23 protein-coding genes are annotated in these 23,947 nt (G+C 68.8%); 9 read left to right on the top strand and 14 right to left on the bottom strand.

Features of this window, described 5'->3' with window-relative positions:
- Window positions 1-86: 86 nt before the first annotated feature.
- The 6 genes from BLR91_RS07600 to sufB form a co-directional block, all read right to left on the bottom strand.
- Window positions 87-1,685: an ABC-F family ATP-binding cassette domain-containing protein gene (locus BLR91_RS07600; protein ID WP_029043033.1), complete on the bottom strand. Its 1,599-nt coding sequence runs from the start codon at window positions 1,683-1,685 to the stop codon at window positions 87-89.
- A 104-nt stretch (window positions 1,686-1,789) separates the two neighbouring features.
- Window positions 1,790-2,119 (bottom strand): metal-sulfur cluster assembly factor, encoded by a 330-nt coding sequence (locus BLR91_RS07595; protein WP_018191123.1) that lies wholly within the window; start codon window positions 2,117-2,119, stop codon window positions 1,790-1,792.
- Window positions 2,120-2,137: 18 nt separating this feature from the next.
- Window positions 2,138-2,932 carry a Fe-S cluster assembly ATPase SufC gene (sufC, locus tag BLR91_RS07590; RefSeq protein WP_089876017.1) on the bottom strand — a complete coding sequence of 265 codons (795 nt, stop codon included), beginning with the start codon at window positions 2,930-2,932 and terminating at the stop codon, window positions 2,138-2,140.
- 2 nt (window positions 2,933-2,934) lie between these two features.
- Entirely contained in the window at window positions 2,935-3,264 is a 330-nt protein-coding gene (locus BLR91_RS07585) for a non-heme iron oxygenase ferredoxin subunit (protein WP_089876019.1), read from the bottom strand.
- On the bottom strand, window positions 3,264-4,484 hold the full coding sequence (gene sufD, locus BLR91_RS07580; RefSeq protein WP_089876021.1) for a Fe-S cluster assembly protein SufD: 1,221 nt from the start codon (window positions 4,482-4,484) through the stop codon (window positions 3,264-3,266). Before sufD ends, BLR91_RS07585 begins: the two co-directional genes overlap by 1 nt.
- Window positions 4,481-5,899, bottom strand: coding sequence for a Fe-S cluster assembly protein SufB (gene sufB, locus BLR91_RS07575; protein ID WP_018191127.1), 1,419 nt, complete (start codon window positions 5,897-5,899; stop codon window positions 4,481-4,483). Before sufB ends, sufD begins: the two co-directional genes overlap by 4 nt.
- 330 nt (window positions 5,900-6,229) lie before the next feature.
- On the opposite strand from sufB, the gene BLR91_RS07570 reads away from it, so the two are divergent.
- Genes BLR91_RS07570 through BLR91_RS07560 form a run of 3 tightly spaced genes read left to right on the top strand, consistent with a single transcriptional unit; the run spans window position 6,230 to window position 9,542 of the window.
- A complete protein-coding gene (locus BLR91_RS07570; RefSeq protein ID WP_018191128.1) occupies window positions 6,230-7,171 on the top strand; it encodes a COX15/CtaA family protein in 942 nt (313 codons plus the stop codon).
- A 50-nt stretch (window positions 7,172-7,221) separates the two neighbouring features.
- On the top strand, window positions 7,222-8,433 hold the full coding sequence (locus BLR91_RS07565) for an ATP-binding protein (RefSeq protein WP_089876023.1): 1,212 nt from the start codon (window positions 7,222-7,224) through the stop codon (window positions 8,431-8,433).
- Window positions 8,430-9,542: a tetratricopeptide repeat protein gene (locus BLR91_RS07560; RefSeq protein ID WP_089876026.1), complete on the top strand. Its 1,113-nt coding sequence runs from the start codon at window positions 8,430-8,432 to the stop codon at window positions 9,540-9,542. The genes BLR91_RS07565 and BLR91_RS07560 overlap by 4 nt, the downstream gene beginning before the upstream one ends.
- On the opposite strand, the gene BLR91_RS07555 is transcribed toward BLR91_RS07560, so the two are convergent.
- Window positions 9,539-10,108: a GNAT family N-acetyltransferase gene (locus BLR91_RS07555; protein WP_089876029.1), complete on the bottom strand. Its 570-nt coding sequence runs from the start codon at window positions 10,106-10,108 to the stop codon at window positions 9,539-9,541. The two genes, BLR91_RS07560 and BLR91_RS07555, sit on opposite strands and share 4 nt — an antisense overlap.
- Before the next feature lie 70 nt (window positions 10,109-10,178).
- On the bottom strand, window positions 10,179-11,099 hold the full coding sequence (locus BLR91_RS07550) for a heme o synthase (RefSeq protein ID WP_020077541.1): 921 nt from the start codon (window positions 11,097-11,099) through the stop codon (window positions 10,179-10,181).
- Window positions 11,100-11,403: 304 nt separating this feature from the next.
- On the opposite strand from BLR91_RS07550, the gene tkt reads away from it, so the two are divergent.
- Genes tkt through pgl form a run of 6 tightly spaced genes read left to right on the top strand, consistent with a single transcriptional unit; the run spans window position 11,404 to window position 19,556 of the window.
- A complete protein-coding gene (gene tkt / locus BLR91_RS07545; RefSeq protein WP_089876031.1) occupies window positions 11,404-13,497 on the top strand; it encodes a transketolase in 2,094 nt (697 codons plus the stop codon).
- Between the two features lie 28 nt (window positions 13,498-13,525).
- Entirely contained in the window at window positions 13,526-14,656 is a 1,131-nt protein-coding gene (tal, locus tag BLR91_RS07540; protein WP_089876034.1) for a transaldolase, read from the top strand.
- A complete protein-coding gene (locus BLR91_RS07535; RefSeq protein ID WP_089876036.1) occupies window positions 14,653-16,263 on the top strand; it encodes a glucose-6-phosphate isomerase in 1,611 nt (536 codons plus the stop codon). The genes tal and BLR91_RS07535 overlap by 4 nt, the downstream gene beginning before the upstream one ends.
- Window positions 16,264-16,288: 25 nt before the next feature.
- Window positions 16,289-17,830 carry a glucose-6-phosphate dehydrogenase gene (gene zwf, locus BLR91_RS07530; RefSeq protein WP_089876038.1) on the top strand — a complete coding sequence of 514 codons (1,542 nt, stop codon included), beginning with the start codon at window positions 16,289-16,291 and terminating at the stop codon, window positions 17,828-17,830.
- Window positions 17,827-18,789, top strand: coding sequence for a glucose-6-phosphate dehydrogenase assembly protein OpcA (locus BLR91_RS07525; RefSeq protein WP_020077538.1), 963 nt, complete (start codon window positions 17,827-17,829; stop codon window positions 18,787-18,789). Before zwf ends, BLR91_RS07525 begins: the two co-directional genes overlap by 4 nt.
- Window positions 18,786-19,556: a 6-phosphogluconolactonase gene (pgl, locus tag BLR91_RS07520; protein ID WP_018191136.1), complete on the top strand. Its 771-nt coding sequence runs from the start codon at window positions 18,786-18,788 to the stop codon at window positions 19,554-19,556. The genes BLR91_RS07525 and pgl overlap by 4 nt, the downstream gene beginning before the upstream one ends.
- On the opposite strand, the gene BLR91_RS07515 is transcribed toward pgl, so the two are convergent.
- From BLR91_RS07515 to gap, 6 genes are all read right to left on the bottom strand, one after another.
- Window positions 19,537-19,971 (bottom strand): hypothetical protein, encoded by a 435-nt coding sequence (locus BLR91_RS07515; protein ID WP_089876040.1) that lies wholly within the window; start codon window positions 19,969-19,971, stop codon window positions 19,537-19,539. The genes pgl and BLR91_RS07515 overlap by 20 nt on opposite strands.
- A 196-nt stretch (window positions 19,972-20,167) precedes the next feature.
- Window positions 20,168-20,533, bottom strand: coding sequence for an RNA polymerase-binding protein RbpA (locus BLR91_RS07510; RefSeq protein ID WP_018191138.1), 366 nt, complete (start codon window positions 20,531-20,533; stop codon window positions 20,168-20,170).
- Between the two features lie 26 nt (window positions 20,534-20,559).
- Window positions 20,560-20,805: a preprotein translocase subunit SecG gene (secG, locus tag BLR91_RS07505; protein ID WP_018191139.1), complete on the bottom strand. Its 246-nt coding sequence runs from the start codon at window positions 20,803-20,805 to the stop codon at window positions 20,560-20,562.
- A 70-nt stretch (window positions 20,806-20,875) separates the two neighbouring features.
- Window positions 20,876-21,679: a triose-phosphate isomerase gene (gene tpiA / locus BLR91_RS07500; RefSeq protein ID WP_039731453.1), complete on the bottom strand. Its 804-nt coding sequence runs from the start codon at window positions 21,677-21,679 to the stop codon at window positions 20,876-20,878.
- A complete protein-coding gene (locus tag BLR91_RS07495) occupies window positions 21,667-22,884 on the bottom strand; it encodes a phosphoglycerate kinase (protein ID WP_089876042.1) in 1,218 nt (405 codons plus the stop codon). The genes tpiA and BLR91_RS07495 overlap by 13 nt, the downstream gene beginning before the upstream one ends.
- A 15-nt stretch (window positions 22,885-22,899) precedes the next feature.
- Window positions 22,900-23,904, bottom strand: coding sequence for a type I glyceraldehyde-3-phosphate dehydrogenase (gap, locus tag BLR91_RS07490; RefSeq protein ID WP_018191142.1), 1,005 nt, complete (start codon window positions 23,902-23,904; stop codon window positions 22,900-22,902).
- Window positions 23,905-23,947 lie beyond the last annotated feature (43 nt).

The raw sequence follows: 23,947 nt of genomic DNA, 5'->3' as shown, positions 1-23,947 counted from the left end.
CCAGTCCGTGGCGAGATTTGCGCCAAATCGCGGTTTTGAGCGCCCCATAACCGAGATTTGGCGCAAATCGTGCCCGGGGCGGAGGGCTAGGCGAGGGAGATGAGGTCGAGGTAGTCGCGCGACCAGTGGTCCTCGACGCCGTCGGGGAGGATGAGGACGCGCTCCGGGTTCAGCGCCTCGACCGCGCCCTCGTCGTGACTCACCAGTACGACCGCGCCCTCGTAGTGCGCCAGCGCATCCAGGATCTCCTCGCGGCTGGCCGGGTCGAGGTTGTTGGTGGGCTCGTCGAGCAGCAGGACGTTCGCCCCCGACACGACGATCATCGCCAGCGCGAGCCGGGTCTTCTCGCCGCCGGAGAGCACGCCGGCCGGCTTGTGCGCGTCGTCGCCCGTGAACAGGAACGAACCGAGCACCCTGCGGGCCTCGGTCTCGGTCAGCGAGGGCGACGACGACACCATGTTCTGGAGCACGCTGCGCTCGACGTCGATCGTCTCGTGCTCCTGCGCGTAGTACCCGATCCGCAGGCCGTGGCCGGGCTCGACCTGGCCGGTGTCCGGCTTGTCGACGCCCGCGAGCATCCGCAGCAGCGTGGTCTTGCCCGCACCGTTCAGCCCGAGCACGACGACCTTCGAGCCGCGGTCGATCGCGAGGTCGACGGCGGTGAAGATCTCGAGCGAGCCGTAGCTCTTGGAGAGGTCGCTCGCCTGCAGCGGCGTGCGTCCGCACGGCGCCGGTGTCGGGAACCGCAGCTTCGCGACCCGGTCGACCTGGCGCACCTCCTCGAGCCCGGCGAGAAGCTTCTCGGCGCGCGCGACCATCTGGTGCGCCGCGGCCGCCTTGGTCGCCTTCGCGCCGAACTTCGCGGCCTGCAGCTGCAGGGCGCCCGCCTTCTTCTCGGCGTTGGCGCGCTCCTTCTTGCGGCGCTCCTCGTCGGCGGCGCGCTGGCGCTGGTAGTTCTTCCAGCCCATGTTGTAGATGTCGATGACCTGGCGGTTCGCGTCCAGGTAGAAGACGCGGTTGACCGTCTCGCCGACCAGTTCCACGTCGTGCGAGATGACGATGAAGCCGCCGGTGTAGTTCTTCAGGAACTCGCGCAGCCAGATGACCGAGTCCGCATCCAGGTGGTTCGTCGGCTCGTCGAGGATCATCGTGCGGGCGTCGGAGAAGAGGATGCGCGCCAGCTCGATCCGGCGGCGCTGACCGCCCGAGAGGGTCTTCAGCGGCTGGTCGAGGATGCGATCCGGCAGGTTCAGGTTGGACGCGATGGATGCAGCCTCGGCCTCGGCCGCGTACCCGCCGAGCAGGTGGAAGCGCTCCTCCAGCCGGCCGTACTTCTTCATCGCGGCCTCGGACACGGCCGAGTCGGTGCTCGCCATGTCGACGGTGGCCTGCTGCATCCCGAGGACGATCGAGCCGAGGCCCCGGGCGTCGAGGATGCGCGTGCGCGCCAGGTCGTCCAGGTTGCCGGAGCGCGGGTCCTGCGGAAGGTACCCGAGGTCGCCGGAGCGGTCGACCTTGCCGGCCGTCGGGAGCAGGTCGCCGGCGAGGACCTTGGTGAGTGTCGTCTTGCCGGCGCCGTTGCGGCCGACGAGTCCGATCTTGTCCCCGTCGGCGACGCGGAAGCTCACGTCCTCCATCAGAAGGCGTGCGCCAACGCGCAGCTCCAGCCCCTGCACGGCAAGCACGTCGATCTCTTCTCTACTCGGTTCTCAGCAAACAGTTCCGGACTTTTTCGGCCCGGCACGCCACGGCGCGGTCGAAAAAGTCCGGAACTGTTGGAGGGGATGTCTTAGATTGCGAAGCCGAGGGCGCGCATCATGTCGCGGCCGTCGTCGGTGATCCGCTCGGGACCCCACGGCGGCATCCACACCCAGTTGATGCGGAATGCCTCGACGATGCCGTCGAGCGCCTCGGCGGTCTGCTCTTCGAGCACGTCGGTCAGCGGGCAGCCGGCACTGGTGAGCGTCATCGAGATGATGAGCGCGTTGTTCTCGTCATCCCAGGCCAGGTCGTAGATGAGGCCCAGGTCGACGACGTTGATCCCGAGTTCGGGATCCATGACGTCCTTCAGCGCCTCCTCGACCTGGTCGAAGAGCGCTGGGCTCAAAGTGGCGGGCATGTGAGGATTCTACCTCTCTCAGGATCCGGCGACTTCGGCCGCCGAGGCGGCTGCGGGCTCGGGGGCGTCGACGTAGCGGTCGTAGCCCTCCTCCTCCAGGCGGTCGGCGAGCTCCGGTCCGCCCTGCTCGGCCACGCGGCCGGCGACGAACACGTGCACGAAATCCGGCTTGATGTAGCGGAGGATGCGCGTGTAGTGCGTGATCAGCAGGATGCCGAGGCCGGTGTTGGCCTTCGCCCGGTTGACGCCCTCGGAGACGATCTTGAGCGCATCCACGTCGAGGCCGGAGTCGGTCTCGTCGAGCACGGCGAACTTCGGCTTCAGCAGCTCCAGCTGGAGGATCTCGTTGCGCTTCTTCTCGCCGCCCGAGAAGCCCTCGTTGACGTTGCGCTCGGCGAACGACGAGTCCATGCGCAGGGCGCCCATCGACTCGCGGACGTCTTTCACCCAGGTGCGGATGGACGGCGCCTGGCCGTCGATCGCGGTCTTGGCGGTGCGGAGGAAGTTGGTGTTGGTGACACCGGGGATCTCGACCGGGTACTGCATCGCGAGGAAGATGCCGGCGCGCGCACGCTCGTCGACGGTCATCGCGAGGACGTCCTCGCCGTCGAGCGTGATCGAGCCCTGGGTCACGGTGTATTTGGGGTGTCCGGCGATCGTGTAGGCGAGGGTGGACTTGCCGGAGCCGTTCGGGCCCATGATCGCGTGGATCTCACCCTCGTTGATGGTGAGGTCGACGCCGTTCAGGATGGGCTTGGTGCCCTGGTCCGTCTCGACGGTGACGTGGAGGTCGCGGATCTCGAGGACTGACATGGTTAGTTGTTCACTTTCGGGGCGCTGGGGTCGATGAAGACGTCTCCGTCGATGATCTCGACGGGAAACACGGGGACCGGCTCGTAAGCCGGGAGGTTGAGGGGCTTGCCGGTCACGAGGGAGAACTGGGAGCCGTGCGCCCAGCACTCCAGGGTCTCGTCCTCGACGAAACCCTCGGACAGCGAGATCTCGCCGTGGGTGCAGGTGTCGCCGATGGCGTGCACCGCACCGGACGAGTCCTTGACGACGGCGATGGGGACGCCGTCGAGCACGACGCGGGTGGCCTGGTTCTCGACCAGCTCCGCGACGGCTGCGACGCGCTGGCCCACCATCAGTTCTCGGCCCCGGCGGCCGGCGCGGAGGGCGCCGACGCTGTGACCGACGCCGATTCCAGCTCGTCCTCGATCTTGGCCTGCAGGCGCTCCTGGAGCGCCGGCGAGCCGATCTGCTGGACGATCTCGGCGAGGAAGCCGCGCACGACCAGGCGGCGCGCCTCCTCCTCCGGGATCCCGCGGGACTGGAGGTAGAAGAGCTGCTCGTCGTCGAAACGGCCGGTGGCGCTCGCGTGACCGGCGCCGACGATGTCGCCGGTCTCGATCTCGAGGTTCGGCACGGAGTCGGCGCGGGCGCCGTCGGTGAGGACGAGGTTGCGGTTCTGCTCGTAGGTGTCGGTGCCGACGGCCTTCGGGCCGATGAGCACGTCGCCGATCCACACCGTGCGCGCGCCCTGGCCCTGCAGGGCGCCCTTGTAGGTCACGCGGCTGCGGGTCTCGGGGCCGTCGTGGTGGACGTACACCTGCTGCTCGAGGTGCTGGCTGGCGTCGGCGAAGTAGGCGCCGAGCAGCTCGGCGTCCGCTCGCGCGCCGGCCAGGTGGGCCGACGGGTTGAGCCGGACGACTCCGCCGCCGAGCGTGACGGCGACGTGCTTGATGCGCGCGCCCTCGCCGAGCTCGGCGAAGTGGGCGGCGACGTGGAGCGCCTCGTCGTCCCACTCCTGGAGCGACACGACCGTGAGGTCGGCGTCCTTACCCAGGAGGAACTCGATGTTCTCGGTCAGGTGCGCCGATCCGGTGTTCTGCAGGATGAGGGTCGCCACGGCTCCCGGGGCGACCTCGACGACCGTGTGCGCGGCGCGCGCCGGTCCGCCGAGGGCGGAGCGGGTCAGCGTGACCTCGCGACGGTCTCCGCTGAGGTCGGCGCCGATGGTCACGAGCAGCGCCTGCTCGAAGGCCGTCCAGGCATTGGCGGAGGCGCGGTCCTCGGGCTTCCCTGCAGCACCGATGCGGGCGTCGTCACGGCCGATCCACGCGGTGGTCACACCGGGGGCGGTCGTGGCGTCGTACACGTAGGGCGAGCCGTCCAGGTCGCCCGTGATGAGCTCCTGGATGCGCGCCACCGGCGTGTACTTCCACATCGCCTCACGGCCGGTGACCGCAGGGAAGTCCGACACCTCGGTCGAGGTGAACCGCTCGGCGCGGCTCTGCACCGGGACAGGTGCTCGCATGTGGGTCGGGGCGGGCGCGGTGGTCTGCGTCGTCTCGATCTGCGTCATCCGACAGAGCCTTCCATGCCCATCTCGATGAGCTTGTTGAGTTCCAGTGCGTACTCCATGGGGAGCTCGCGGGCGATCGGCTCGATGAAGCCGCGGACGATCATCGCCATGGCCTCGTCCTCCGGGAGCCCGCGCGACATGAGGTAGAACAGCTGCTCCTCGCTCACGCGCGACACGGTCGCCTCGTGGCCGAGCTGCACGTCGTCGACACGGATGTCGATCGCCGGATACGTGTCGGACCGAGAGATCGTGTCGACGAGCAGCGCGTCGCAGCGGACGGTGTTGGCGGAGTGGTGCGCGTTCGCATCCATCCGCACCTCGCCGCGGTAGCCGGCACGGCCGCCGCCGCGCGCGATCGACTTGGAGACGATCGACGACTGCGTGTACGGCGCCATGTGGATCATCTTGGCGCCGGCGTCCTGGTGCTGGCCGGGGCCGGCGAAGGCGACGGACAGGGTCTCGCCCTTGGCGTGCTCCCCCATCAGGTAGATCGACGGGTACTTCATCGTGACCTTGGAGCCGATGTTGCCGTCGATCCACTCCATCGTCGCGCCCTCGGCCGCGGTGGCCCGCTTGGTGACGAGGTTGTAGACGTTGTTGGACCAGTTCTGGATGGTCGTGTAGCGCACGCGGGCGTTCTTCTTGACGATGATCTCGACGACCGCGGAGTGCAGCGAGTCCGACTTGTAGATCGGAGCGGTGCAGCCCTCGATGTAGTGGACGTAGCTGCCCTCGTCGGCGATGATCAGCGTCCGCTCGAACTGACCCATGTTCTCGGTGTTGATGCGGAAGTAGGCCTGCAGCGGGATCTCGACGTGGACGCCCTTGGGGACGTAGACGAACGATCCGCCCGACCACACGGCGGTGTTCAGCGCGGCGAACTTGTTGTCGCCGGCCGGGATCACCGTTCCGAAGTACTCCTCGAAGATCTCCGGGTGCTCGCGGAGCGCGGTGTCGGTGTCGAGGAAGATGACGCCCTGCTGCTCCAGGTCTTCACGGATCTGGTGGTAGACGACCTCGGACTCGTACTGCGCGGCGACGCCGGCGACGAGACGCTGACGCTCCGCCTCCGGGATGCCGAGCTTCTCGTACGTGTTCCGGATGTCCTCCGGCAGGTCTTCCCAACTCTGCGCCTGCTTCTCGGTGGAGCGGACGAAGTACTTGATGTTGTCGAAGTCGATCTCCGACAGGTCGGCGCCCCAGGTCGGCATGGGCTTGCGCTCGAAGAGCTGAAGGGCCTTGAGGCGGCGCTGCAGCATCCACTCGGGCTCCTTCTTCAGGGCCGAGATGTCTTTCACCACCTCGGGTGAGAGACCGCGACGGGCGATGGAACCCGCGGCGTCGGAATCCGCCCAGCCGAACTCGTACTGCCCCAAAGAGGCGAGCTCAGGCCGATCGATCAGGATGTCTGACATATCTACCTCGTTTCCTTCCACTCGTAACCGGATATCAGTCCGGCTCATTCCCCTCGGCAAGCACGGCTTTCGCCGGTCGCTGCTGAGCGTCCTGATTGTGCGGGTGGCGGTGACTGCGTACCAACACGTGCGTACCTAGACTGTTCGTGGAGACGGGCCACGATGCCCCGGCCACGGACGGAGAAACCGGCCGCGCGCACGCGCTGGATTGCGCGTTCCTCGAACCCATCAATTCTACAGGTGCGGCGCGGTATTAGTAGAGGCGCGCCTGCGCATTGCCCGAGTATCCGCATCCGGCCCCGCCGATCCGACCGAGAAAGCCCCCGAACCATGAAGCGCATCATCGCCTGGCTGCCGGACCGCGTGGACACTCGGCTGAAGGTGATCGCGTGGGTCTACCTGGTGGGGCAGGTCGTCCTGGTCGGGACGGGTGGCCTGGTGCGGCTCACCGCCAGCGGCCTCGGCTGCCCGACCTGGCCGAAGTGCACGGCCGACTCACTGGTCAACACGCCCGAGATGGGCGTCCACGGCTTCATCGAGTTCGGCAACCGCGTGCTCAGCGCCCTTCTCGCGGTCGTGGCCATCGTGGCGTTCCTCGCCATCCTCCGGATGCGCAAGCAGCGCCCGGATCTGTTCTGGCTGACCCTGATCGCCGGCCTCGCCATCCCGGCGCAGGCCGTGATCGGCGGCCTCAGCGTCCTGAGCGGGCTGAACCCGTACGTGGTCGGTCTGCACTTCGTCGTATCGATCGCCCTCGTCGCCACCTGCACGGCGTTCGTCTTCCGCGTCTACGCCGTCCCTGGCCCGCGCGTCCGCGCCGTCCCCGGCTGGTTCGCGGGTGTCGCCCACGTCACCAGCGCCGTCGTCGCCATCACGATCCTGGTCGGCATCCTCACCACGGGCAGCGGACCGCACGCGGGTGACGCGAACGCGCCGCGCAACGGCCTGAATCCCGAGATCCTGCAGCACGTCCACGCGATCCCCGCGTACGTCACGTTCGCGCTGACCCTCGTCCTCGTCGTCGGATCCCTGCGCTACCGCACGACGGCGGTGCGCCGTTTCACGCAGTACCTGCTGGCGGTCGAGCTGCTGCAGATCGTCGTCGGTCTGATCCAGGCGAACACCGGCCTCCCGGGCATCCTCGTGGGCATTCACATGACCCTCGCGGCGCTCCTGGCCTCCGCGATGACCGCGGTCATCCTCTCGCTCAAGGCCCCTGCGGCTGCGCTGGACGCGCGAGAGGATTCAGCCGCGGACGTCGTCGCGGCCTAGCCGGCCGACGCGCGCCCCCGGGACATTCGCGCACTCAGTATCCTGCAGAGGTGGATCAGGATTCTGTCATCGCCGCCGTTCGCCGGGCGCTCGATGCGACACCCGACGACATCACGCTCCGGCTGCACCTGGCCGCGCTGCTGCTCGATTTCGGCGAGACGGCGGAGGCTATCGCGCAGGCGGGGGAAGCACTCCGCCGTGATCCCGGTAACCCCGATGCCCGGCGGATGATGAGTACCGCGCTCTCCGCAGCCGATCCGGCGGCGGAGCGGCCGATGCATCCTGCTCCCGCCCACTCGCCCGAGCAGTTCGACTGGTCGGAAGCGGAGCGTCAACTCGGTGAGGTCGTGAACACGACCGTCACCCGACCCCGCGATCCCGATCCGACCGGCGTCGAACGACCTGTGGTCACACTCGCGGATGTCGGCGGGATGCCGAGCGTCAAGGCGCGACTGGATGCCGCCTTCCTCGCCCCGCTTCGGAACCCCGAGCTCCGCGAGCTCTACGGTATGACGCTGGGCGGCGGGCTCCTGCTGCACGGGCCGCCAGGATGCGGTAAGACGTTCATCGCCCGTGCCCTGGCGGGCGAGCTCGGCGCCGCCTTCCTTTCCGCGTCGGTCTCGGACATCCTCTCGCCCTTCGTCGGCGAATCCGAGGCGAACATCCACCAGCTCTTCCAACAGGCGCGGCGGGAGGCGCCATGCGTCCTCTTCTTCGACGAGTTCGACGCCCTCGGACAACGGCGCAGTCAGACACGCCAGGCAGCGCTTCGTGGGGTGAGCAACCAGTTGCTGACCGAACTGGACGGCGTGGATGCGAACAACGACGGTGTGTACGTGCTCGCCGCGACGAATCAGTTGTGGGACGTAGATCCTGCGCTGCGGCGACCCGGACGGCTTGATCGCACTGTCCTCGTCCTGCCACCGGACGAGGAAGCCCGCGCAGCCATCTTCACGACGCACCTCAAGAATCGGCCGGCCGACGGAATCGATATCGCGGCGCTCGCCCGCGCCACGGCCGGCTACTCGGGGGCGGATATCGCCCACGTGTGTGCGTCCGCCGCGGAATTCGCCCTCCTGGAGAGCGCCAGGGCCGGTGTGGCCCGTCGTATCACCATGGCGGACCTCCAGCGCGCACGCGCGGATATCCGCCCCTCGACGGGCTCGTGGCTCAACAGCGCGAGGAACATGGTCGAGTTCGGAGAGGACGACGGTACCTTCGCAGAGCTTCGGGCCTTCCTCAAGACGTCAAAGCGCCTGTGATCGCGGCGAACCGCGCAGACGACGACGGCCGCGCGCGTCTGCTCTTCCTCGCCGATCGCTACCTCGCGGTCGACAACCTCCCCTCGGCGCGAATGTCCCTTGCGCGCTTGCTGGCGCGCGATCCGGACGATGTCGACGCTCTCTGCACACAGGCACGGATCACGATCGCGGAGAGCGACTGGACGGGCGCCGTCGACGCCAGCGCGCGCGCCTGCGCCCTCGCGCCCGGGAACCCCTGGCCGTACCGGTTGCTGGCGATCGCCCGATCCGGTCAGGGTCGGCACTCGGCAGCCCGCTCGGCGGCGGCCGCTGCCCGCGAGACCGCTCCCGGGGACTGGCAATCGCATTTCGTGGTCGCAACCGTGCACCTCCGCTCCGGGCGGGTGAGCGCAGAGGCCAAGGACAGCGCTCGCGAAGCGCTCCGCCTCGCTCCTGACGAAGCGGCCGTCCACGATCTCCAGGGAGATCTCGCGCTGGCGCAGGGTTTCGTAGAGGATGCGGAGCGCGCGTACCGCCGAGCGTTGGCTCTCGATCCGGAGAACCCGGAATACCGGACCGATCTGGCGGCCACGAAACTGCGCAACGGGCGCGCGGCTGCTGCGGCCGTCGCCTGCATGGATGTCCTCGCCGCCGATCCGGGCAGTCCTCAAGCGCTCCGCACACTCGGCCTTGTCGGCCGCTACTGGACCAACCGCCTTCTCGTCGGCTCCGGCGCCATCCTTCTCGTCATCATGGTGATCATCACGAAGACGATTCCGCCGGAGTTCGACACCACCTGGATCGAGACGCCTTCCTTTGTCATGAACCCGTCCTTCGTGGTCTTGCCGATTGCGCTCGCGGCGCTTGCGACAGGGTTCTGGTGGCATGTGGCGAGACAGCTCAGAGGACGCGCTGCGCCCTTCATTCGCGCCCTGAGAAGATCGGATAGAGCGTGGACGGCGACGCTCGTCGCCCTCGGAGTCGTCATCCTCGGCACGACCGCGACGGCGATCCTTCCGTACTGGATGGGTCCGGCGAACCTGTTCTTCGCCCTGATCATCGTGACGGTCGCGTGGCTGGCGCGACCGCTGGCCAGTGGCGCGCGGTTGTTCTGGGCTCTCCTGCGCTAGGGGTGCGAACGGCGGACGTCGTCGCGGCCTAGCCGGCCGACGCGCGCCTCGCGCGTCTCTCCGTGCAGGCTGACGACCGTGCGCATCCCGTCGCCGAAGCCGAAGCCCGCAGCCTCCGCCAGACGCCTGCTGGACTCGTTGCCGGGCACGTATTCCCAGTTCAGCCGGTCGAATCCCAGCCCATCGGGGTCGAGCGCGTAGCGGGCGACGGCTCCGAGCGCCTCCCGCATGTAGCCCTGCCCGCGCGCCCAGGGGCCGGACCAGCAGCCGAGGGAGGCCGACCCGGCGCGCTCGTCCTTGCGGACCTCCAGCGCTCCGAGGAGGCGGCCGCCGCCGCGCGCGTGCAGCGCCCAGACCGTGTACCGGCGGCTCGCCAGGCCGTGCGGGCAGTAGCTGCGCACGAAGAACTCCGCGCTCTCACGCGTGTACGGCGACGGGAGGGGCACCCACCGCTGCGTCTCGACGTCCTGGCAGGCTTCCAGCACGTCCGGGATGTCGTCGTCCGTCGGCACGTCCAGCACGAGGCGGGGCGTCGTCAGACGCAGGGTCAGCACCGGTGCCGTCATGCGCACATGGTAGAGCCGGAGAGGGCCTCATGGCACGACTTTTCGGGCCGAACGCGTGTCCGGCCGACGATCAGAACGGCAGCAGCGGGTCGATCGCGACGGCGAGGAAGATCAGCGTCAGGTACGCGATCGAACCGTGGAACACGCGCATCGGCGACACCGTCTCGTGACGGATCGCCAGGTTGTACAGGCGGTGCGACTCGTAGATGAACCAGCCGCCGGCCACCAGGGAGACGGCCGTGTACAGGAGCCCCATGTGCGCGACCGGGATCAGCAGCAGCGAGCACGCGACCATCGCCCAGGCGTACAGGATGACCTGCAGGCCGACGACGGCACGACCGCGGACGACCGCGAGCATCGGGACACCGGCCTCCTGGTAGTCCGAGCGGTACTTCATCGACAGCGGCCAGTAGTGCGGCGGCGTCCACAGGAAGATGATGCCGAACAGGATGAACGGCGCCCAGTCGAGGGAGCCGGTCACGGCCGCCCAGCCGATCAGCACGGGCATGCAGCCGGCGACGCCGCCCCAGACGATGTTCTGCGGGGTCCGGCGCTTCAGGATCAGCGTGTAGAAGACGACGTAGAGCAGGATGGCCGCGACGGACAGCCCGGCGGCGAGCCAGTTGGTGAAGAAGCCCAGCACCACCACGGAGGCGATGCCCAGAGCCCAGGCGAAGACCAGCGCCTCGCGGTCGGACAGCTCGCCGGTGACGAGCGGGCGGTTCTTCGTCCGGCGCATCACGCGGTCGATGTCGCGGTCGATGTAGCAGTTGAACGCGCCGGCGGAGCCAGCGCTCATGTAGCCGCCGACGACCGTGGCGAGCACCAGCCACAGGTTCGGGATGCCGTTCGCCGCGAGGATCATCGTCGGGACCGTGGTGACCAGCAGGAGCTCGACCACCCGCGGTTTGGTGAGGGCGACGTACGCCTTCACCTTGCGAGCGACGCCGATGCGGCCCGGTTCGACACGGCTCTCTACAGCGACGTCCATTGCTCCTCGTGATGTGTCGGCGATGTACTCAGACGGTATCCGATTCTACGTCACGTCGAGGACCGGGCCACCCGACTACCCCGTGTCCGCCTGTGACACAACCGTCTGAGGGAACACCCCATGTTTCTTGCGCGTTACCTATACTTGGAGATGCTCGCCAGCCGAAGCCCTGTTCCGGCCGCACTCTTTGTAGGACGGTGACGGAGGAATGGCTCGGCGCCGATGACGTCCACGGCGCGCACTACCTCAACCGGTGCGGGTTCCACGACGACCCTCACCACATCTACGAAGGGTCAGTTTTCACGTGGCAGCACTGCAGTGGGATCCCATTGACAACAAGGCAGTAGACACGGCTCGCGTTCTCGCGGCCGACGCGGTGGAGAAGGTGGGCAACGGGCATCCCGGCACCGCCATGAGCCTCGCCCCCGCGGCCTACCTGCTGTTCCAGAAGGTGATGCGCCGCGACCCGCGCGACCAGCACTGGCTCGGTCGCGACCGCTTCATCCTCTCGGCGGGCCACTCGTCCCTGACCCAGTACGTCCAGCTCTATCTGGGCGGCTACGGTCTCGAGCTCGACGACCTCAAGAAGCTGCGCACGTGGGGCTCCCTCACCCCCGGCCACCCCGAGTACGGACACACCGACGGCGTGGAGATCACCACCGGCCCCCTGGGCCAGGGCATCTCCTCCGCCGTCGGTTTCGCTTATGCGCAGCGTTTCGAACGCGGCCTGTTCGATCCGGACGCGGCCCCCGGCACCAGCCCGTTCGACCACCACATCTACGTGATCGCCTCCGACGGCGACCTCGAGGAGGGCGTCAGCTCCGAGGCCTCGTCGCTCGCCGGCCACCAGGAGCTCGGCAACCTGATCGCGATCTACGACAGCAACCAGATCTCGATCGAGGACGACACCGACATCGCCTTCACCGAGGACGTGAAGGCGCGCTACGAGGCGTACCACTGGGACGTGCAGGTCGTCGACTGGAAGAAGACCGGCGTCTACCAGGAGGACGTCGAGGAGCTCTACCAGGCGATCGAGAACGCGAAGGCCGTCACGGACAAGCCGTCGCTGATCATCCTCAAGACCATCATCGGCTGGCCGGCCCCGAAGAAGCAGAACACCGGCAAGATCCACGGCTCCGCCCTGGGCGCCGACGAGCTCCGCGCCGTCAAGGGGGTGCTCGGTTTCGACCCCGAGCAGACCTTCGAGGTCGCCGACGAGGTCATCGAGCACACGCGCAAGGCCATCCAGCGCGGTGCCGAGGAGCGCGCCGAGTGGCAGAAGGGCTTCGACGCCTGGGCCGAGGCGAACCCCGAGCGCAAACAGCTGCTCGACCGCCTGCTGAGCGGCGCCGCGCCGGAGGAGCTGGAGAGCGCGCTTCCCGTGTTCGAGCCGGGCAAGGACGTCTCCACCCGCGCCGCGAGCGGCAAGGTGCTCAACGCCATCGCGCCGGTCATGCCGGAGCTGTGGGGCGGCTCGGCCGACCTGGCGGAGTCGAACAACACGACCATCGAGAGCGCAGCATCGTTCGTGCCCACCGAGCGCTCGACGCACGAGTGGACCGGCAACCCGTACGGACGCGTGCTGCACTTCGGCATCCGCGAGCACGCCATGGCGGCCATCCTGAACGGCATCGTCCTGCACGGACCGACCCGTCCGTTCGGCGGCACGTTCCTAATCTTCAGCGACTACCAGCGCCCGTCGCTCCGACTGTCCGCCCTCATGAACATCCCGTCGATCTTCGTCTGGACGCACGACTCCGTCGCGCTGGGCGAGGACGGCCCCACCCACCAGCCGATCGAGCAGCTCTCGACGCTGCGCGCCATCCCCAACTTCACGGTCGTCCGCCCCGGCGACGCCAACGAGGTCGCCTGGGCCTGGAAGACCATGCTGGAGCGCCGCAACGGCCCGGCCGGCATCGCGCTGACCCGCCAGAACATCCCGGTGTTCGAGCGCGGAGACGGCGACGCCGAGGGCGACACCCTCGCGTCGGCCAAGAACGTCGCGAAGGGCGCGTACATCCTGGCCGAGGCGCCGGGCGGCACGCCGGACGTGATCTTCATCGCGACCGGCTCCGAGGTGCAGATCGCGCTGGAGGCCCGCGAGGAGCTGCGCGGCGAGGGCATCAACGCCCGCGTCGTCTCCGCCCCGAGCCTCGAGTGGTTCGCCGAGCAGCCCGCCGAGTACCGCGAGAAGGTGCTCCCCGCGGCCGTCAAGGCCCGCGTCTCGATCGAGGCCGGCGCGGCGCTCGCCTGGGACAAGATCGTCGGCGACCACGGCCGGAGCGTCTCGATCGAGCACTTCGGTGCCTCGGCCGACTACAAGACGCTGTTCCGCGAGTTCGGTATGACCACCGAGCACGCCGTGTCCGCAGCGAAGGAATCGCTCGCGTCGCTCTGAGCGCGGGCACAAGAGGAGATAAGAGAAAATGACCGACACAACCGCCACCGCCGCGACCCCCACGGCCGCACTGTCCGCAGCGGGCGTCAGCATCTGGCTGGACGACCTGTCGCGTGAGCGCATCAACACGGGCAACCTCGAGAAGCTGATCGCCGAGAAGAACGTGGTCGGCGTGACCACGAACCCGACGATCTTCGCCGCCGCCCTCGCCAAGGGCGAGGCCTACGACGAGCAGGTCCGCCAGCTCGCCGCCGCCGGTGTGGACGTCGACGACGCGATCTTCGAGATCACCACCGACGACGTCGCCAAGGCGAGCGACATCTTCCACAGCGTCTACGAGCGCTCGAACGGCGTCGGCGGCCGCGTGTCCATCGAGGTCGCCCCGGGGCTCGCCCGCGACACGAAGGCCACCATCGAGGCCGCGAAGAAGCTCGCGGACAAGATCCAGAAGCCGAACGTCATGATCAAGATCCCGGCGACGGTCGAGGGCCTCGAGGCCATCACGGAGACCATCGCGGCCGGCATCAGCGTCAACGTGACGCTGATCTTCAGCCTCGAGCGCTACCGCGAGGTCATCAACGCCTACCTCACCGGCCTCGAGAAGGCCAAGGCGGCGGGCATCGACCTCTCCGGCATCCACTCGGTCGCCTCGTTCTTCGTCTCGCGCGTCGACACCGAGGTGGACAAGCGCCTCAGCGCGATCGGCACGGACGAGGCCGAGGGCCTCAAGAGCAAGGCCGGCATCGCCAACGCACGCCTCGCCTACGAGGTGTACGAGCAGCAGTTCGCCACCGAGCGCGCGAAGCTCCTCGTCGAGGCCGGCGCCAACGAGCAGCGCCCGCTGTGGGCCTCCACCGGTGTGAAGGACCCGAGCCTGCCCGACACGCTGTACGTCGAGGCGCTCGTCGCCCCGAACGTCGTCAACACGATGCCCGAGAAGACGCTGGACGCGACCTTCGACCACGGCCACATCACCGGCGACACCGTCACCGGCACCTACGCCGAGTCGAACGACGTGCTCAACAAGCTGGCCGACCTCGGCATCAGCTACGACGACGTGACCGAGACCCTCGAGCGCGAAGGCGTCGAGAAGTTCAACGTCTCGTGGGGCGAGCTCGTCGAGACCGTGAAGAACGCCCTCGAGGGAGCCGCCAAGTGACGTTCCGCATCCACGTCACCGGTGCGGCGGCCGACGCCGTCCGCACCGTGGTGCCGCAGCTCGTCGCCGACAAGGTGGCATCCGGCATCACCGCCCAAGACCCGGCCCTCTGGGGCCCGGCCGCCGAGGCCGAGGCGAGCAAGCGCCTCGGCTGGACCGAAGCGGTCGCCATCTCGCGCCCGCTCGTGCCCGAGATCGTCGCGCTGCGCGACGAGCTGCACGCCAAGGGCGTGAACCACATCGTCCTCGGCGGCATGGGCGGCTCGTCCCTCGCGCCGGAGGTCATCGCCCGGACGGCGGAGGCCGAGCTCACCGTGCTCGACTCCACCGACCCGGGTCAGGTGCTCTCGGCTCTCCGCGACCGGCTGGAAGCCACGGCGGTGGTCATCTCGTCCAAGTCGGGCTCGACGCTCGAGACGGACAGCCAGAAGCGCGTCTACGAGAAGTGGTTCCAGGACGCCGGCATCGACCCGCGCGAGCGGATCGTCGTCGTCACCGACCCGGGCTCGCCGCTCGACCAGTCCGCCCGTGAGGCCGGCTACCGCGTGTTCAACGCCGACCCGAACGTCGGCGGCCGCTACTCGGCCCTCACCGCGTTCGGGCTCGTCCCCTCCGGCCTCGCCGGCGTCGACATCTCCGAGCTCCTCGACGAGGCGGATGCCACATCCATCGAGCTCGCGGTCGACAACGAGCAGAACCCGGGCCTCGTGCTCGGCGCCGCGATCGCCGGAACCAGCCCGCTGAAGGACAAGCTGGGCATCGTCTCCGACGGGACCCACATCGTGGGCTTCGCCGACTGGGCCGAGCAGCTGATCGCCGAGTCCACCGGCAAGGAGGGCACCGGCCTGCTGCCGGTCGTGCTCGACAAGCTCGCCCCCGAGCTCGAGTCGAAGCCGGCCGACCTCCAGGTCGTCCGCCTCGTCGCGAACGCCGAGGCGCACCACCTGTTCCCGGCCGACCGTCACGAGGGCGAGATCCTCGTCTCCGGCAGCCTCGGCGCCCAGCTCATCGTCTGGGAGTACGCGGTCGCGGTCGCCGGACGCCTGCTCGGGATCAACCCGTTCGACCAGCCGGATGTGGAGGCCGCCAAGGTCGCCGCCCGCTCGCTGCTCGACAACCGGCCGGAGCCCGTCACCCCCGCGTTCACCGCGGGCGGCATCGAGGTGCGCACCACCGGGTCCTTCCTCGGCGACGCGAGCACCCTCGACGCCGCCGTGGACGCCCTGCTCGCCCAGCTCGGACCCGACGGCTACGTCGCGGTCCAGGCCTACGTGGACCGCCTCGCGCTCCCCCAGCTCGCGGGCATCCGCGACCTGCTGGCGGCGAAGGCGAACCGCCCGGTCACCTTCGGCTGGGGACCGCGCTTCCTGCACTCGACGGGTCAGTTCCACAAGGGCGGTCCGGCGGTCGGCGTGTTCCTGCAGATCACGGCGACGCCCTCCGAGGATCTCGAGATCCCCGGCCGTCCCTTCACCTTCGGGCAGCTCATCCAGGCCCAGGCCGCCGGCGACGCCAGCGTCCTCGGCGAGCACGGCCGCCCGGTGCTGACGTTGACCCTCACGAACCCCGAGGCGGATGTCGTCTCGCTGTTCGAGGCCGTCAACTGAGCCGTCGATAAAGGAGATCACCCACGTGTCACCGGTGGAAATCACCCCGGAGTTCAACCCGCTGCGGTTGCCCTCCGACCGCCGTCTGAATCGCATCGCGGGGCCCAGCAGCCTCATCATCTTCGGTGTGACAGGCGACCTGTCGCGCAAGAAGCTGATGCCCGCGGTGTACGACCTCGCGAACCGCGGCCTCCTGCCGCCCGGGTTCTCTCTCGTCGGCTTCGCCCGGCGTGACTGGGAGGACCAGGACTTCGAGAAGGTCGTGTACGACGCGGTCAAGCAGTACGCCCGCACGCCGTTCGACGACGACGTGTGGCAGCAGCTCGCACAGGGCATCCGCTTCGTCCCGGGAGAGTTCGACGATGACGAGGCGTTCCAGCGCCTCAAGCAGACCGTCGAAGACCTGGACAAGGAGCGCGGGACCATGGGCAACCATGCGTTCTACCTGTCCATCCCGCCGAAGGCGTTCCCGATCGTCACCGAGCAGCTGAAGCGGTCCGGTCTCGCCGACCAGTCCGGCGACGGCTGGCGGCGCGTCGTCATCGAGAAGCCGTTCGGCCACGACCTGCAGTCGGCTCGCGAGCTGAACGCGGTCGTGGAGACGGTGTTCCCGCCGGACTCGGTGTTCCGCATCGACCACTACCTCGGCAAGGAGACGGTCCAGAACATCCTGGCGCTGCGCTTCGCCAACGAGCTGTACGAGCCGATCTGGAACGCCAACTACGTCGACCACGTGCAGATCACCATGGCCGAGGACATCGGCGTAGGCGGCCGGGCCGGCTACTACGACGGCATCGGCGCTGCGCGCGACGTCATCCAGAACCACCTGCTGCAGCTCCTCGCCCTCACGGCGATGGAGGAGCCCATCTCGTTCAACGCCGCAGACCTGCGCGCCGAGAAGGAGAAGGTGCTCGCCGCCGTCCGGCTGCCCAAGGACCTCGCGAAGTCGACGGCCCGCGGACAGTACGGCCCCGGCTGGCAGGGCGGCGAGAAGGTCCCGGGCTTCCTGGAGGAGGACGGGATGAACCCGCACTCCACCACGGAGACCTACGCGGCCATCAAGCTGGAGATCGGCACCCGCCGGTGGGCGGGCGTCCCGTTCTACCTGCGCGCCGGCAAGCGCCTCGGCCGCCGCGTCACCGAGATCGCGGTCGTCTTCAAGCGCGCTCCGCAGCAGCTCTTCGCGGAGTCGCAGACCAGCGCGCTCGGCCAGAACGCGCTCGTCATCCGCGTCCAGCCCGACGAGGGTGTGACCATCCGCTTCGGCTCGAAGGTCCCGGGCGCCGGCATGCAGGTGCGCGACGTCAGCATGGACTTCGGCTACGGCCACGCCTTCACGGAGGCCAGCCCCGAGGCGTACGAGCGGCTCATCCTGGATGTGCTGCTCGGCGACCCGCCGCTGTTCCCCCGCCACGAGGAGGTCGAGCTCTCCTGGAAGATCCTCGACCCGATCGAGGACTTCTGGGCCACGCAGGGCCAGCCCGAGCAGTACCGCCCCGGAACCTGGGGCCCGAAGTCGGCCGACGAGCTCCTCGCCCGTGACGGCCGCGTTTGGAGGCGTCCATGATCGTCGACCTTCCCGCGACGACCGTCAGCAACATCTCGAAGGCGCTCGTCAAGATCCGCGAGGAGGGCGGCGCCGTCGCCCTCGGCCGCGTCCTGACGCTCATCATCGCGACGCACCTGGGTCAGGAGGAGGAGGCCATCGAGGCCGCCAACGACGCCTCCCGCGAGCACCCGATGCGCGTGATCGTGGTGTCGACCGAGGAGGAGCGGACCCACAACGGCGACGGCCGACTCGACGCGCAGATCCGCGTCGGCGGCGACGCCGGGGCCAGCGAGGTCATCGTGCTCCGCGCTTACGGCGACACGGCGAGCGACGAGGAGGGACTGGTCACCGGCCTGCTCCTCCCCGACGCCCCCGTGGTGGTCTGGTGGCCGGGCATCGCGCCCGAGAAGGCGTCCACCTCTCCCCTGGGCCGCATCGCGACCCGGCGGATCACCGACGCCTCCGCGCAGCCGAACCCGCAGGAGTTCCTGTTCCACCTGGGCAAGACCTACGCCCCCGGTGACACGGACTTCGCGTGGACGCGCCTGACACTGTGGCGCGCGCAGCTCGCCGCGGTGCTGGACCAACCGCCGTACGAGCCGATCACGGCCGTCGACGTGGCCGGTGCGGCCGACTCGCCGTCCACGCTGCTCCTCGCCGCCTGGCTGCGGCTCCAGCTGCAGGTGCCCGTGCAGTACGACCTCGCCTCGCGCGCGATCGGCTCGGGCGGCATCCACGGCGTGAAGATGGAGCGCGCGTCCGGCGTGATCGAGCTGCGGCGCGAGGTCCCGAACGTCGCTCGCCTGTCGCAGCCCGGCCAGCCCACACACGACCTCTCCCTGCCACGCCGCAGCCTGCGGGACTGCCTGGCGGAAGAACTGCGTAGGCTGGACCCGGACGACCTCTACGGCGAGGTCATCACCAAGGGTCTCGCACTGCTGGAGACCTCCGACGAAGGAGCAGGCGCCAGGGTATGACGAACGAACGGCGGGTGCTCGTTCACCCCGACAAGGAGGCTCTGACCGCGTCTGTGGCCGCGCGCTTCCTCACCAAGACGATCGACATCCTCGACGATCTGGGGGTGGCGAACATCGCGCTCACCGGCGGCACGATGGGCATCGCGGTGCTGGAGGCGGTCAACGCCTCCCCCGCCCGCGACACCATCGACTGGTCGAAGGTGCACTTCTGGTGGGGAGACGAGCGGTTCGTGCCGCGTGACAGCCCCGACCGCAACGAGCGCCAGGCCCGCGAGGCCCTGCTCGACCACATCGCGGTCCCGCCGGAGAACGTGCACCCCTTCCCGTCGTCGGACGAGGTCCCGGACATCGACGAGGCGGCCCGCCTCTACGCGGCCGAGCTCGAGGCGTTCGCCCACGAGGGCTGGCCGGTGCCGAAGTTCGACATCACCTTCCTCGGCGTCGGGCCGGACGGCCACATCGCGTCGCTGTTCCCGGACCGTCCGGGGATCCGCGAGGAGAAGGCGTCGGTGATCGCCGAGCGCGACTCGCCGAAGCCGCCGCCGCAGCGGCTGAGCCTCACCCGCCCGGTGATCAACTCCTCCGACCGCATCTGGCTCGTGCTGTCCGGCACCGACAAGGCCAGTGCCCTCGGTCTCGCCCTCGCCGGCGCCAGCTACACCGAGGTCCCCGTCGCGGGTGCCAAGGGCCGCAAGCGGACCGTGTTCTTCGTGGACAAGGATGCCGCCGTCGACGTGCCCGAGAACCTCATCGCACCCAGCTACTGACCCGCTCCCGCAGCGTCGTCAACCGCGCGCAGGGCGCACCGGTCAACGGTCCGCGTTGTCGGATCGCACGCCGGTCGTGCCCTGCGGCGGCGATGCGGCGGTCGAACGCGTGCGTCAGCAGGTGCAGGTAGAACGCGAGCAGGCGAGCCGTCTCGTCGCGCACCTCCGCCTCCCGGCCGTCGAGGTCGAGTTCGTCCACCCAGCGGTGCAGCTCGGCGAAGGTGACCCGTAGCCGGAGCGCCTGTCGCGCATCCGCCGCTGTCGTCACGTCGATGTCGTCGCAGCGCGCGAGCAGGATGTCGGCCTTCTCGGCCGCGTCGACCGCCTCCTCCAGCAGGGCGAGCAGACTGAGCCGGCTGACCTCGTCGCCGAGCGCACGCGGAGTGTCCGCCCGATCGTCCCGTGCTCCCCGCATGCCCGCAGTGTAGCCCCGAGACTTGCGCCACATCGTCGCTATAGAGCCGCGATGACCGAGATTTGCGCCAAATCGTGGTTATGGGAGAGCGATAACCGAGATTTGGCGCAAATCGTGGGGATGGGATGGGATAGGGCGGGCACAAACGCACGAAGGCCGCCCACCGAGAGGGGGGCGGCCTTCGTGACGTGAACGCTCAGTTGGTGGTCGGACGACCCCGACGGGCGCGCAGCTGGTTGAGGGCGTCCTCGAGCAGCTGCTCCGCCTCCTCTTCGCTGCGGCGCTCCTTCACATACGCGAGGTGCGTCTTGTAGGGCTCCGTCTTCGCGACCGACGGCGGGTTCTCCTTGTCGCGGCCGGCCGGAAGACCGGTCGACGGCGAGTCGATGATGTCGGGAATCTCCTCCTCGGGGAGGTTCGCCGCGAAGTAGCGGACCGTCTCGTTGCCGAGAGCGTCCCAGTACGAGATCGCGACGCGGTCCGCGTGGAAACCACGGTCCTGCTCGCCCATCGGGCCCGCGCCGACGCGCGAGCCGCGGATTGCACTGCCTCCGGATGCCATGCAGTCTCTCCTTCTTCAGTGTGCGCTTACGCGCTGAACTTCGTGATCAGACCGAGCACGACGATGCAGGTGATCCAGATCAGGCCCAGGATCACGGTGATGCGGTTCAGGTTGCGCTCGGCGACACCCGACGCACCCAGGTTAGACGTGACGCCGCCTCCGAACATGTCGGACAGACCGCCGCCGCGACCCTTGTGCAGCAGGATGAGCAGCGTCAGCAGGAGGCTGGTGATGCCGAGCAGCACCTGCAGGACGACCTGGAGAATCAGCACGTGGAACCTTTCGGGAAGCGTCCGGGCCGTGCCCGGGAAGACCAACGACCAGTATAACCGGCGGGAGCCGTCAGAGACCGACGTGCTTCTGATACCGGACGATCGCGGCGAACTCGTTCACGTCGAGGCTCGCACCGCCGACCAGCGCGCCGTCCACATTGGGCTCGCGCATGAAGCCGGCGATGTTGCCCGACTTCACCGAACCGCCGTAAAGGATGCGCGTCTTGGCCGCGACGTCGTCGCCCAGCACCTCGGCGATGACCGCACGCAGTGCCGCCGCCACCTGCTCCGCCTGCTCGGGCGTCGCCGCCTGGCCGGAGCCGATGGCCCAGACGGGCTCGTACGCCACGACGAAGTCGGCGGCCGAGTCGACGCGGGACAGCGCGGCACGGAGCTGCGCAACCGGCACAGCGCTCGCGCCGTGGGTCTCGAGGTCCTCCGCCGTCTCGCCGACGCAGATGATCGGGGCGATGTTGTGCTTCAGCGCGGCGGCCACCTTTCCGGCGACCTGCTCGTCGGTCTCGGCGTGCAGCGTGCGCCGCTCCGAGTGACCGATGATGACGTACCGCGACTCCAGGGCCGCGAGGAACGCGGCCGAGATCTCGCCCGTGTACGCACCCGACTCGTGCTCCGAGACGTCCTGTCCGCCGAAGGCGAGCGGCAGCTTGTCGGCCGCCACCAGCGTCTGCACGCTCCGCAGGTCGGTGAAGGGCGGGAAGACCGCCACCTCCACCGCCGAGAAGTCGTGGTTGGCGTCCTTCAGCGTCCACGCGAGCTTCTGCACGAACGCGATCGCCTGGAGGTGGTCCAGGTTCATCTTCCAGTTGCCGGCGATGAGCGGGACACGCCGCACCGTGGGGCTCACTGCTGCCATCCGAGGACCTCCAGTCCGGGGAGTCGCTTGCCTTCGAGGAACTCGAGGCTCGCGCCTCCGCCCGTCGAGATGTGACCGAACTGGTCGTCACGGAACCCGAGCGCACGGACGGCCGCGGCGGAGTCGCCACCTCCGACGACGCTGAGGCCGTCGACCTCGGTGAGCGCCTGCGCGACCGCCTTCGTGCCCGCCGCGAACGGCGCCAGCTCGAACACGCCCATCGGGCCGTTCCAGAACACCGTGCGCGCTCCGCGGACGTACTCCGAGAACAGCTCGGCGGTCTCCGGGCCGATGTCGAGCCCCAGGCCCTTGTCACCCCAGTCGGTGTCCTCGATCGCGTCGACCGGGCGCACCACGTGCTCCGCGTCGGCGCCGAACTTCGAGGCCACCACGACGTCGCGCGGGAGCACCAGCTCGACGCCGAGCTCCTCGGCCTTCGCCAGGTAGCCCTTGACGGTGTCGATCTGGTCGGCTTCGAGCAGGCTCGACCCGACCTTCATGCCCTTGGCCGCGAGGAAGGTGAACAGCATCCCGCCGCCGATCAGCAGCGAGTTGACCTTCGGCAGCAGGTGACCGATGACACCGAGCTTGTCCGAGACCTTCGAGCCGCCGAGGACGACCGCGTACGGCCGCTCCGGGTTCTCGGTCAGACGGTCGAGCACGTCGAGCTCGGCCTGGATCAGCGTGCCGGCCGCGCTCGGCAGCAGTTGGGCGAGCTCGTAGACGCTCGCCTGCTTCCGATGCACGACGCCGAAGCCGTCCGAGACGAAGGCGTCGCCGAAGGCGGCCAGCTTCTCGGCGAAGGCACGACGCTCGCTCTCGTCCTTCGAGGTCTCCCCCGGGTTGAACCGGAGGTTCTCCAGCAGGGCGACGTCGCCGTCGTTGAGGCCGTTGACGGCCTCCTCGGCGCCGCCGCCGACGGTGTCCTTGGCGAAGGTCACCGGCGCGCCCAGCAGCTCGGAGAGCCGCTGGGCGACCGGCGCCAGGCTGTACTTCGCATCCGGGGCGCCCTCGGGGCGTCCCAGGTGCGAGATCACGACCACCTTCGCGCCCTGGTTGATCAGGGCGTTCAGCGTGGGAATAGACGCTCGCACGCGACCGTCGTCCGTGATCTTTGCGCCGTCCAGGGGCACGTTGAGATCACAGCGGACGACGACCCGCTTGCCGGCGAGCGAACCGAGTGAGTCGAGAGTGCGGAGCGTCACGTCGGTTCCCTGCGCTTAGAGGCGCTCGGCGACGTACTCGGTCAGGTCGACGAGACGGTTGGAGTAGCCCCACTCGTTGTCGTACCAGCTCGAGAGCTTCACCTGGTCGCCGAGGACACGCAGCAGACCCGAGTCGAAGATCGAGGAGTGCGGGTCGGAGACGATGTCGGAGGAGACGATCTCGTCCTCCGTGTACTTGAGGATGCCCTTCAGCGGGCCCTCCGCCGCCTTCTTGTAGGCCGCCTTGACCTCGTCGACCGTGACCGGGCGCGAGGCGGTGACCGTGAGGTCGGTGATGGAGCCGGTGGGGACCGGGACGCGCAGCGCGAAGCCGTCGAGCTTGCCCTTGAGCTCCGGGAGGACGAGGCCGATGGCCTTCGCCGCACCGGTGGAGGTCGGGACGATGTTGATCGCGGCGGCGCGGGCGCGACGCAGGTCGGAGTGCGGGCCGTCCTGGAGGTTCTGGTCAGCGGTGTAGGCGTGGACCGTGGTCATCAGACCGCGCTCGATGCCGAACTCGTCGTTGAACACCTTGGCGAGCGGCGCGAGGCAGTTCGTGGTGCAGGACGCGTTGGAGATGATGTTGTGCGACGCCGGGTCGTAGAGGTGCTCGTTCACGCCCATGACGAACGTGGCGTCCTCGCCGGTCGCCGGAGCCGAGATGATGACCTTCTTGGCGCCCGCCTCGATGTGCTTGCGCGCGTCGTCGGCCTTGGTGAAGCGGCCGGTCGACTCGATGACGATGTCGACGCCCAGGTCGCCCCAGCCGAGGTTGGCGGGGTCGCGCTCCGCGAGGACCTTGATCGGGTTGCCGTTGACGACGATGTTGTCGCCGTCGAGCTCCACCGTCGCGTCGAGACGGCCCGTGATGGAGTCGTACTTGAGCAGGTGTGCGAGCGTCTTGTTGTCGGTGAGGTCGTTCACCGCGACGACCTCGAGGTCGCTGCCCTTCGCCAGGGCGGCGCGCAGGTAGTTACGACCAATGCGACCGAACCCGTTGATTCCGATCTTTACGGACACAGATGTCTCCAGTTACTCGATGGGCGCCGGACGGCGCGCTTTG

Source organism: Leifsonia sp. 466MF, from assembly GCF_900100265.1.
GTDB lineage: Bacteria > Actinomycetota > Actinomycetes > Actinomycetales > Microbacteriaceae > Leifsonia.
This window is presented reverse-complemented; position numbering and strand designations above follow the sequence as displayed.